Origin of the sequence: Exiguobacterium sp. A1_3_1 (assembly GCF_048985645.1) — a bacterium.
GTDB classification, from domain to species: domain Bacteria; phylum Bacillota; class Bacilli; order Exiguobacteriales; family Exiguobacteriaceae; genus Exiguobacterium_A; species Exiguobacterium_A indicum.
The window spans coordinates 1-8,540 of record NZ_WBYY01000145.1; the positions used below are offsets into that span (position 1 = coordinate 1).

Here is an 8,540-nt window from a genome sequence, read left to right on the forward strand (position 1 = left end):
GCTCGTACGCCGCTTGATCGAGGACGAGATCACGTCCGAGGAGATCAGCGAGCACTTCTTTCGTCAAATCATCTTCCGTTGGTCCAAGACCTCCTGTGATGACGAGGAGATCTGCCCGCTGTTGCGCCTGACGGAATGTCTCTTGCATCCGCTCACGATTGTCACCGACGACTGTGTGATAATGAACGTCAATTCCGGCACTCGCTAACCATTCGGAAAGGTACTGTGCATTCGTGTTCGCGATTTCCCCAAGAAGGAGCTCGCTTCCTACTGCGATGATTTCTGCTTTCATGTTGATTCCTCACCTTCTTGAAGTATAAGAAAAGACTGTTCGGTATGACGAACAGTCTAAATTGATCCATCTTACATGGATTTCGTAATTAACTTAATGTTTTTCGAGAAATATTCGACGCCTGAGTAGATCGTCAAGATCAAAGCAAGCCACATCGTAATATCTGCGAACGGAATGTTCCACATCGCAAAGATGATATCGTGCAACAAGTATGCCGTGATTGATGTCAGCTGGACCCATGTCTTGGCTTTCCCAGAGTTTCCGGCAGCAAGGACGATCCCTTCGTCAGATGCGACGAGACGAAGACCCGTGACTGCGAACTCTCGACAGAGAATGATGACAACGATCCATGCTGCGACGAATCCAAGTTCCACCAAGTAGACGAGAGCAGCTGCAACTAACATCTTGTCGGCAAGTGGATCCATGAATTTTCCAAAGTTCGTTACTAATTTTTGTTTACGAGCGATATATCCATCGAGCCAGTCCGTCAGTGAAGCAACAAGGAAGATGATAGCTGCAACGAAGTGTGAGACGGGAAGCTCGGCTCCCAACACATCCCACTGTCCCCAGTTCGGATCAATCGCAAGTACGATGACGAACACGGGAATTAATAAAACACGTAATACTGTCAATTGATTCGGTAAGTTCATGTAACGCCCTCCTCCTTCATTTCATATGTAAATGACATGCCATCTAAAAGAAGGCACGCCGGATTACGGCGTGGCTACTTTCTTTAGATAGATGTTTTGGACGAGAAGCGAACGGTTCAGTTTCAGTTCTTGGTCATTGACGACGATTTTATCAATCCCTTTAATCGAACCGATCCGGATGCGGATCAAGTCCGTCTTCGCGTCCTTCACGACGATCGGATTCGGATCCGATGCGTTGATGTGGTCTGGCGCGAGTGCTTTTCCTTCAAGTGATGTATCACGCACACCGACGAATGGCGACGGAGAGGCATCTTTCTTGATTTGAATCGAGACACTCATCGTATCTTTTGTTGCGACTTCATACGTGACATCTTGACCAGATGTCGACTTCGCAGCAAGTGCCTCTTTTTTAGGTTCTTCTTTTGTTTCTTCCTGTTTCGCCGGTTCTTCCTTCGGCTCTTCTTCCGTCTTCGCAGGCGCATCCGTCTCTTTACTTGGCGCGTCCCCTTGATCGATCGTGACATCATTTTGCTTCGGTGCGGACGTCTTCGCCTCTTCGTTACCGTCGAGGAACGTCTGCAGACCATAATACAAGGCAGTACCGATCGCAAAGATTAGTACGATGATGATGATATTCGGAATCCAACGCTTCGCAACGCTCTTTTTCGGAGCACTGGATTTCGAATACGTCGCGCGCCGTGACAGTTCGACGACCGGTTGTGCTTCCGGTTCCGGAAGATCACGTTTATAAGTCGTAAAGACTTCATCGACGTCAAGACCGAGTGCTTCCGCATATGTCTTGATGAAGGCCCGGGCGTAAAAGGCTCCCGGCAATTGATCATAATTGCCTTCTTCGATCGCGACGATGTAACGCTTTTGAATCTTCGTCGTCGTTTGAATTTGTTCGAGAGAGACGCCTAGCGCCTCCCGTTGTTCCTTTAAGTAGGTTCCGAGCTCGGTCATCGGTAACACACCTTCCATTTTTCATACTTATTCAAAGTTGAACCAATCATTTCCCCCATGGGAACGAGGCAGTTCAGTCACAATGATTTCTTCAGTCGTGTTGCGTAATTCAATGATGTAATCAAAATCATCCCACGTATACTCACTCGATTTGACGAACGCATCCGGATGTTCGACGATCTTCGTCGCGGGTAGACGCATGACTTCCCGCAGGATTTGCCAGTGTCGTTCATCGAAATTTCGTTGTGACACTAACGCATCGATGATGTAAACATAATCACCCGTCCGCTCGTCGTCGAACAACGATGTTCGAACCGTCTGTTTAATCAACGTCGACGATAGGAACAGCCATTTCTTATTCGCACTGACGCTCGCTGCGACGATCGACTCCGTCTTACCGACGCGTGGCATGCCGCGGACACCAATCAACAAGTGCCCATCCTGTTTACATAGCTCTGCCATGAAATCGACGAGAATCCCTAAGTCTTCCCGGACGAAGCGGAACGTCTTTCGTTCATCACTGCTTTGATCGATATAGCGCCCGTGACGAATCGCGATTCGGTCACGTAGTTTTGGTTTTCGTAGTTTGATGACCTCTATGGTTGACATCGTCTTGAGAATAGCGGCGAGTCGTGGAATTTGATCCGGTTGTTTCGTTTGGAGCAACATACCGCGTCGTTGATGATCGACACCATTGATCGTCACGATCGAAATATGTAACATTCCCATCAACGAAGCAATGTCCCCGAGTATACCGGGACGATTGACCTTTAATTCATATTCGAGATACCATTGCTCGAACTCACTCACGCGCCCATCCTCCTCTATCAATACGATTATCCATTCCTCATGTTAAATGATTTTTTGAAAAATGAAAAGCATTCCTGAACTGAAATTCCAATGCTTACATCCACGCGCCATCTATTTTAAGGATGGCTCCCGATACATAACTTGATTCAGGTTGCACTAAGTAACGGATGGCAGAAGCCACTTCTTCTACTTTTCCGAATCGACCGGCTGGGATTTCAGCGATTGCTTGTTCCTTTTCATCTTCCGAGAAAATCGCGTTCATCGGCGTATCGATCCACCCCGGCGTGATCGCGTTGATACGTCCATGCATCGGTCCAAGTTCCTTGCTGTATGCCTTGACGAATCCGAGCTGTGCCGCCTTGCATGTCGAATAGACGACCTCACCCGCGACACCTTGTTCTCCTAACACACTACTGATGACGACGATCGCAAGCTTCGACGTAAACGGTTTCGTCCGTGTCACGGTTTGGCTGATGCGCATCAACGCCTCGACATGAATTTTCCAGAGTTCGTGCATTGATGTTGCTGATTGATCGAGCAACAGACCGCTATAACTCGTTCCGACACAATGGACGAAGGCATCGACGACAGGTAATGCCGCACAAAATGCCTGCAAGTCCTTCTCGTCTGCTAAATTCGCAGTCAGGATGTGGTGCTCGCCTTGCCACTCCTCTATCATCCGTTCTAAAACCGCTTGCTGTCGATACGTCTGAAGCACCAATTCATGTCCAGCGGCAGCAAGTTGTTTTGCTGCCGCAAGACCAATGGCGCCACTCGCACCGGTGATGAGGATTCGCATCACTCGTACGGTTTGACGATTGAGATCGCCCGGTTTTCAATGGCGAACAACTCGTCGAAACGGGCTTCAATCTCTTCTTTCGTAATCGAAGCAATCAATGTCGGAAGCGTGAACAGATTCGTACCGGCAAGTGCGTGACGCGAGAACTGATTCGCAATGAATTCCGGTGAATTCAAGGCACGGAGGAATTTCCCTTGCATCATGTTCCGCTTGCGCGTGACTTCATCTTCCGTGAAGTCAGGACGCGTTTGCAGGAGTGTCTCATACGCTTGGATGAACTTGTCTGGATCCTCTGTCTCCATGCCAAACGTCGCAAAGGCGAACTCTTCCTCACTCGAGTAATCAAAGCTGAACGTATCGTCAATCAGACCGTCTTCATACAGTTCCAAATACGTCGATGATGTCTGATCGAACAAGAGGTGTAACAGCAGTTCACTCGTTAACTCACGGCGGACTTGTGCCTCGCCGCGAAGCGATTCGTCTTTGTAACCGATCAATACCTTTGGTGTCTTAACGTCGAGCTCGAGTTCAAAACGTGGACGATGTACGCCATGCGGCTCTTGACCGTAATCTCGTTCGATTGCCGGGCGATCCGTATAGTCTTTCTTCGCTTGGTTCGCCTTGATCAATGCTAGTGTCTCTTCCGGATCGATGTTTCCGACGACGAACAACACCATGTTCGATGGATGATAGAACGTACGGTAGCACGTGTACAAGTCATCGGCTGTGATTTGATTGATTGATTCCGGAGTTCCCGCGATATCGATCCGAACTGGATGCGATGCATACATCGATTCGATCAGACCGAAGAACAGGCGCCATCCCGGATTATCTTGATACATCTGGATTTCTTGCGTGATGATCCCTTTCTCTTTTTCAACGCTTTCCGGCGTGAAGTAGGGATCTTGTACGAAATCGATCAACGTCTCGAGGTTTTGTTCGATCAACGACGTCGCTGAGAACAAATACGCTGTCCGCGAGAACGAGGTAAAGGCGTTCGCAGAGGCACCGAGACGACCGAACTCTTGGAAGACGTCCCCTTTTTCGGATTCGAACATCTTATGCTCGAGGAAATGGGCGATGCCGTCCGGTACCGTGATCCATTCCTCGCCTTTTTTGAATCGTTGATCAATCGAACCATAACGCGTCGTAAACGTCGCATACGTCTTTTCGTATCCTTTTTTTTGCAACAAATAGACGGATAAGCCGTTATCGAGCTGCTCGTGGTATACCGTTTCGTCTGTATCGTGATAGGTTAGTTGTTCCATCATGCTTCACCTCGCAATAGATATACGGCATCAAGATCGATTGCCGCTGCTAATCGAACGACGTCTTCACGTGTCGCCGTTTCAATGATATGAATCTCATCTTCCAGTGTCAGTCCACGCATCTTCGAACCATTCAACCAACCAATCAGTTGACCTGGCTGATCAAGGATTTGACGGCGCGCATTGATCAACATCGCCTTCGTCTGTGTCAATTCTTCATCCGTGAACTGTCCTGCTTTCAAATCAACGAGTTGTTCCAAGATGATCTTCTCGGCACGTTCTGCTTCTTTCGTGTCGACCCCGGCATAAACATAGAGTGCACTGTTCAATGCCGCATACCGTGAAGCCGCATAATAGGCGAGACTCTCTTTTTCACGGACATTCATGAACAGTTTTGAATGCGGGAAGCCACCGAACAGACCATTGACGATTTGCATCCGAATCGAGTCAGCAGATGTCGGATCGACCGCTACCCGGTAACCAAGATGCAATTTACCTTGTTTGATCGGTTGCGTTTCACTCGACCGTTTTACACCATTGACTGCTTTTTGGGCCGGAATGTAATGACTGATTTTTTCAGAATGCGATGGCAAGAATGATAGAGCGTCTTCCATCTCCTCCTTCGTTACATGTCCGACGACGAAGACATCAATCCGGTCGTCTTCGATCATCGAACGGTATGTATCACGCAAGGATGACGGGGTGATCTGTTCGAGTTCTTCGAGTGTTCCAAGCGATGGCAACGCGACGGCTTCACCTGGTGCCATCAATTCGAGAAGACGTTGCTGTGCGTAGCGCATTTTATCGTCATATAGTGAACTGATCCGTAAGGCATGCAATCGTTTTTCTTGTTTGACGAACTGTTCACGGAAGCCACCTTCCGTCAAATCTGGATACAGCACCATTTGCTCGAGCAATTCGAGTGCTTCTTTTAACAACGACGGATGATGGACGAGTTCTCCCCGGACGACATCGAGTTGGAATGAGATGACATGCTCTTCTCCGAACTTCGACGCGTCCGCATAAAGTCCCGCATCATATAGTGTTTCAAGCGGCTCACGTAACGCTTTCATCGACGGATAAGCGGCTGTCGATTTTTCCATGATATACGGTAGGATTGCACGGCTTGTCAGCGTCTTCGCTTCTAACGGTGCTGAAAATGTGACGAGAATCGTCGTCGTCTTGAATTTGTCGGTCGGAACGAGATGGTAGCTCGTTCCTTCCTTTTTCCATGTACTAAATGACTGACTCATTGCTCTCCATCCTTTCGTTTGAATACATGCGCACTGCGGACATATTCAATATCTGCTTTTTGTTTGACGGCATTCTCGTAACGGGCTGCTGTAAAGAAGAAGTCACTGAGTCGGTTGATGAACGGTAACAAATGAGCCGCTTGAGGAACATCGATCATCGAACGTTCAACGCGACGACAGACCGTCCGTGCCACGTGTAACGTTGCAGCTGCTTCCGTTCCACCAGGCAAGATGAACTTATCGAGCGGCGGCGATAACTCCGTTAACGTGTCAATCCAACTTTCTAAATCAACCGTCGCTTCTTGACTCAAACGTGACGGGCGCGGCTCGACATACATCAAGTCACTACCACAATCGAATAGCGCGTGCTGGATCACTGTCAGTTGCTCACGCACCTCGATTGATGATGCTTTCGTCCGGGCAAGTCCGACGAAACTGTTCAATTCGTCGAGTTCTCCCATCAAGCTAATCAACCGATCATTTTTTTTGACTCTTCCACCAACGAGAGATGTTTCTCCTTCGTCACCAGACTTCGTGTAAATTTTCATGTTTCATTCACTCCTATAGCGAAAGGAAGCGACTCATAATGTTCGCTTCCCTTGTTTTTTCGGTAATCGGATCCGGAAGGTCGCTCCCTCTCCCAAGCGGCTGTCGACTTCGACTTCACCACCATGAGCTCGGACGACATTCGCCACGATCGCAAGACCGATTCCTGTACCCGTCTTGCCACGTGTCCGCGCTTTATCCGCTTTATAAAAACGGTCAAAGACGAACGGTAGATCTTCTTCTGGAATTCCGTCACCCGAATCAATGACGGATAATGTAATGTTTTCCCTATCTTCGTCAATCTTAATCTTGATTTCACCGTTCTCCGTATAACGCAGGGCGTTCCCGAGGAGGTTCGTCAAGACTTGCTCCATCTGATCAGGGTCTGCTTCAAACGCGATGTTCGGACCAGAAACCGAGAAGGTAACTTGTTTATCGCGTCCCATCTGTTTGAACTTCTTGATCACCCGCTTCGCAAAAGGTATTGCTTCGACGGATTCAATCCGTAACTCCTGATATCCCGCTTCCATTCGCGCAAGATCAAGAAGATCGTTAACAAGTCTCGACAGTCTTTGGGACTCGTCGTAGATGATCGATGCGAATTCCTTCGTCGCCTCGTCACTTTCGGTCATGCCATCGACAATCGCTTCTGAGTACCCTTGCAACATGACGAGTGGTGTCCGCAGTTCATGACTGACGTTCGCGACGAAATCAGCGCGCATCTTCTCGAGTTGCTGCGCTTCCGTCATATCACGCAGGACGGCGACCGCTCCGATCTGTTCTTCTTGTTCGAGTAACGGACTGACGATGATGATGTAGAAGCGTCCCTCTCGTTCAAAGGAGACCGTCATCTCCGTCTCTTCACGCATGACCGTCTGGAATAACTCAATCAGTTCATCCGGTACGGGAGAACCCGCCAAAAAGGCTTCAGCCGGTGGATTCGTTGCAAGGAGCTCACCTGATTTCGAGAACGTCAACACACCGTCTGCCATACAGCGCAGAATCGAGGAGAGTAAATGCCGCTCCTTATCGAGATCCGTGACGTATTGATTGAGCTGACTACTCATTTCATTGAACGCAAGCGCTAAGTCACCGATTTCATCCCGTGAACGTTGCGTCAGGCTCTGATCAAACTTTCCTTCACCGGCCTCAACGACAGCTTGGCGAATCGTTCGCAGTGGCGCCGTGATTCGTGTCGAGAGGAAGAAGGCAAAGACGGTCGTTCCGATGATCGCTAACAGGACACAGAGTTGAATGATTTGACGTGCACCCTCATTCGCCTGTTCGATGTTCGTCAATTGCTCGATCAAGTAGATCGTTCCGTTGCCACTATCCGTAATGAGCGGTGCCCGATACGCGAGTGCTGCTTTTCCATCAAAGGTCTCATAGTTGCCTATCGCTGTCTCGCCTTCTTCACCATCAATTGCTTTCCAGTTCTGACGTTCGAGTTCCTTGATGATCCGGTTCGCCTTCGCTTGTGAGATATTCGCTTCGACGGAATCATCCTGCGTCTTTGCGATCAGTGTCGCCCCGTAGATATCCGTGATTTCAACAGCAGTACTCGACCCTTCCTCGATGCCGGAGTGCGCCTGAAAGACGGTCTCGACTTGTTGACCGAGCTTTGCCAAGTGCCCCCGTTCCTGTTCGATATGGAACGAGTTGAAAAATTCAAGTAACAAGATCGTCAAGGCGATCAAGACGACCGAAACGAGTAACAGAATCGTTCCCCATAGTTTGATGACAACGCTTTGCAACCATTTCATCGTCAGGTCGGACTATTCTCGAACTTGTATCCGACACCCCAGACCGTCGTGATCATTTGAGCGGCGTTCGGAGACAAACGATTCAGCTTTTCACGCAGACGTTTGACGTGTGTATCGACTGTCCGCAGATCTCCGAAAAATTCATAGTTCCAGACTTCCTTGAGTAATTGTTCTCGCGAGAATACCTTATCCGTTT

10 protein-coding genes are annotated in these 8,540 nt (G+C 48.8%); all 10 read right to left on the bottom strand.

Translation table 11 applies throughout. The features are described from left to right. The coding region (locus F8N00_RS13880) for a molybdopterin-binding protein (protein ID WP_421018406.1) at positions 1 to 292 on the bottom strand (292 nt) is incomplete at its 3' end. 71 nt (positions 293 to 363) lie between these two features. After that, on the bottom strand, positions 364 to 942 hold the full coding sequence (gene pgsA / locus F8N00_RS13885) for a CDP-diacylglycerol--glycerol-3-phosphate 3-phosphatidyltransferase (protein WP_023467700.1): 579 nt from the start codon (positions 940 to 942) through the stop codon (positions 364 to 366). Between the two features lie 63 nt (positions 943 to 1,005). Then, complete coding sequence (locus F8N00_RS13890) at positions 1,006 to 1,905, bottom strand: helix-turn-helix domain-containing protein (RefSeq protein ID WP_035398676.1); 900 nt, start codon at positions 1,903 to 1,905, stop codon at positions 1,006 to 1,008. A 27-nt stretch (positions 1,906 to 1,932) separates the two neighbouring features. Beyond that, a complete protein-coding gene (locus F8N00_RS13895) occupies positions 1,933 to 2,715 on the bottom strand; it encodes a DUF3388 domain-containing protein (RefSeq protein ID WP_023467698.1) in 783 nt (260 codons plus the stop codon). A 94-nt stretch (positions 2,716 to 2,809) separates the two neighbouring features. Further along, positions 2,810 to 3,514, bottom strand: coding sequence for an elongation factor P 5-aminopentanone reductase (ymfI, locus tag F8N00_RS13900; RefSeq protein WP_421018407.1), 705 nt, complete (start codon positions 3,512 to 3,514; stop codon positions 2,810 to 2,812). Continuing rightward, positions 3,514 to 4,785, bottom strand: coding sequence for an EF-P 5-aminopentanol modification-associated protein YfmH (gene yfmH / locus F8N00_RS13905; RefSeq protein ID WP_244150195.1), 1,272 nt, complete (start codon positions 4,783 to 4,785; stop codon positions 3,514 to 3,516). Before yfmH ends, ymfI begins: the two co-directional genes overlap by 1 nt. Beyond that, positions 4,782 to 6,035 carry an EF-P 5-aminopentanol modification-associated protein YfmF gene (gene yfmF, locus F8N00_RS13910; protein ID WP_023467695.1) on the bottom strand — a complete coding sequence of 418 codons (1,254 nt, stop codon included), beginning with the start codon at positions 6,033 to 6,035 and terminating at the stop codon, positions 4,782 to 4,784. Before yfmF ends, yfmH begins: the two co-directional genes overlap by 4 nt. Further along, positions 6,032 to 6,583, bottom strand: a complete 552-nt coding sequence (locus tag F8N00_RS13915) for a cob(I)yrinic acid a,c-diamide adenosyltransferase (RefSeq protein ID WP_029341191.1) — start codon at positions 6,581 to 6,583, stop codon at positions 6,032 to 6,034. The genes yfmF and F8N00_RS13915 overlap by 4 nt, the downstream gene beginning before the upstream one ends. 33 nt (positions 6,584 to 6,616) lie before the next feature. After that, positions 6,617 to 8,344 carry an ATP-binding protein gene (locus tag F8N00_RS13920; RefSeq protein ID WP_023467693.1) on the bottom strand — a complete coding sequence of 576 codons (1,728 nt, stop codon included), beginning with the start codon at positions 8,342 to 8,344 and terminating at the stop codon, positions 6,617 to 6,619. Between the two features lie 2 nt (positions 8,345 to 8,346). Continuing rightward, a partial coding sequence (locus F8N00_RS13925; protein ID WP_421018408.1) for a winged helix-turn-helix domain-containing protein occupies positions 8,347 to 8,540 on the bottom strand: 194 nt, incomplete at its 5' end.

Bases quoted from the DNA above. Each gene is read 5' to 3' on its own strand.
- F8N00_RS13915 (WP_029341191.1), bottom strand. From the start codon at position 6,583: ATGAAAATTTACACGAAGTCTGGTGACGAAGGAGAAACATCTCTCGTT.
- yfmH (WP_244150195.1), bottom strand. From the start codon at position 4,785: ATGATGGAACAACTAACCTATCACGATACAGACGAAACGGTATACCAC.
- yfmF (WP_023467695.1), bottom strand. From the start codon at position 6,035: ATGAGTCAGTCATTTAGTACATGGAAAAAGGAAGGAACGAGCTACCAT.
- F8N00_RS13890 (WP_035398676.1), bottom strand. From the start codon at position 1,905: ATGACCGAGCTCGGAACCTACTTAAAGGAACAACGGGAGGCGCTAGGC.
- pgsA (WP_023467700.1), bottom strand. From the start codon at position 942: ATGAACTTACCGAATCAATTGACAGTATTACGTGTTTTATTAATTCCC.
- ymfI (WP_421018407.1), bottom strand. From the start codon at position 3,514: ATGCGAATCCTCATCACCGGTGCGAGTGGCGCCATTGGTCTTGCGGCA.
- F8N00_RS13920 (WP_023467693.1), bottom strand. From the start codon at position 8,344: ATGAAATGGTTGCAAAGCGTTGTCATCAAACTATGGGGAACGATTCTG.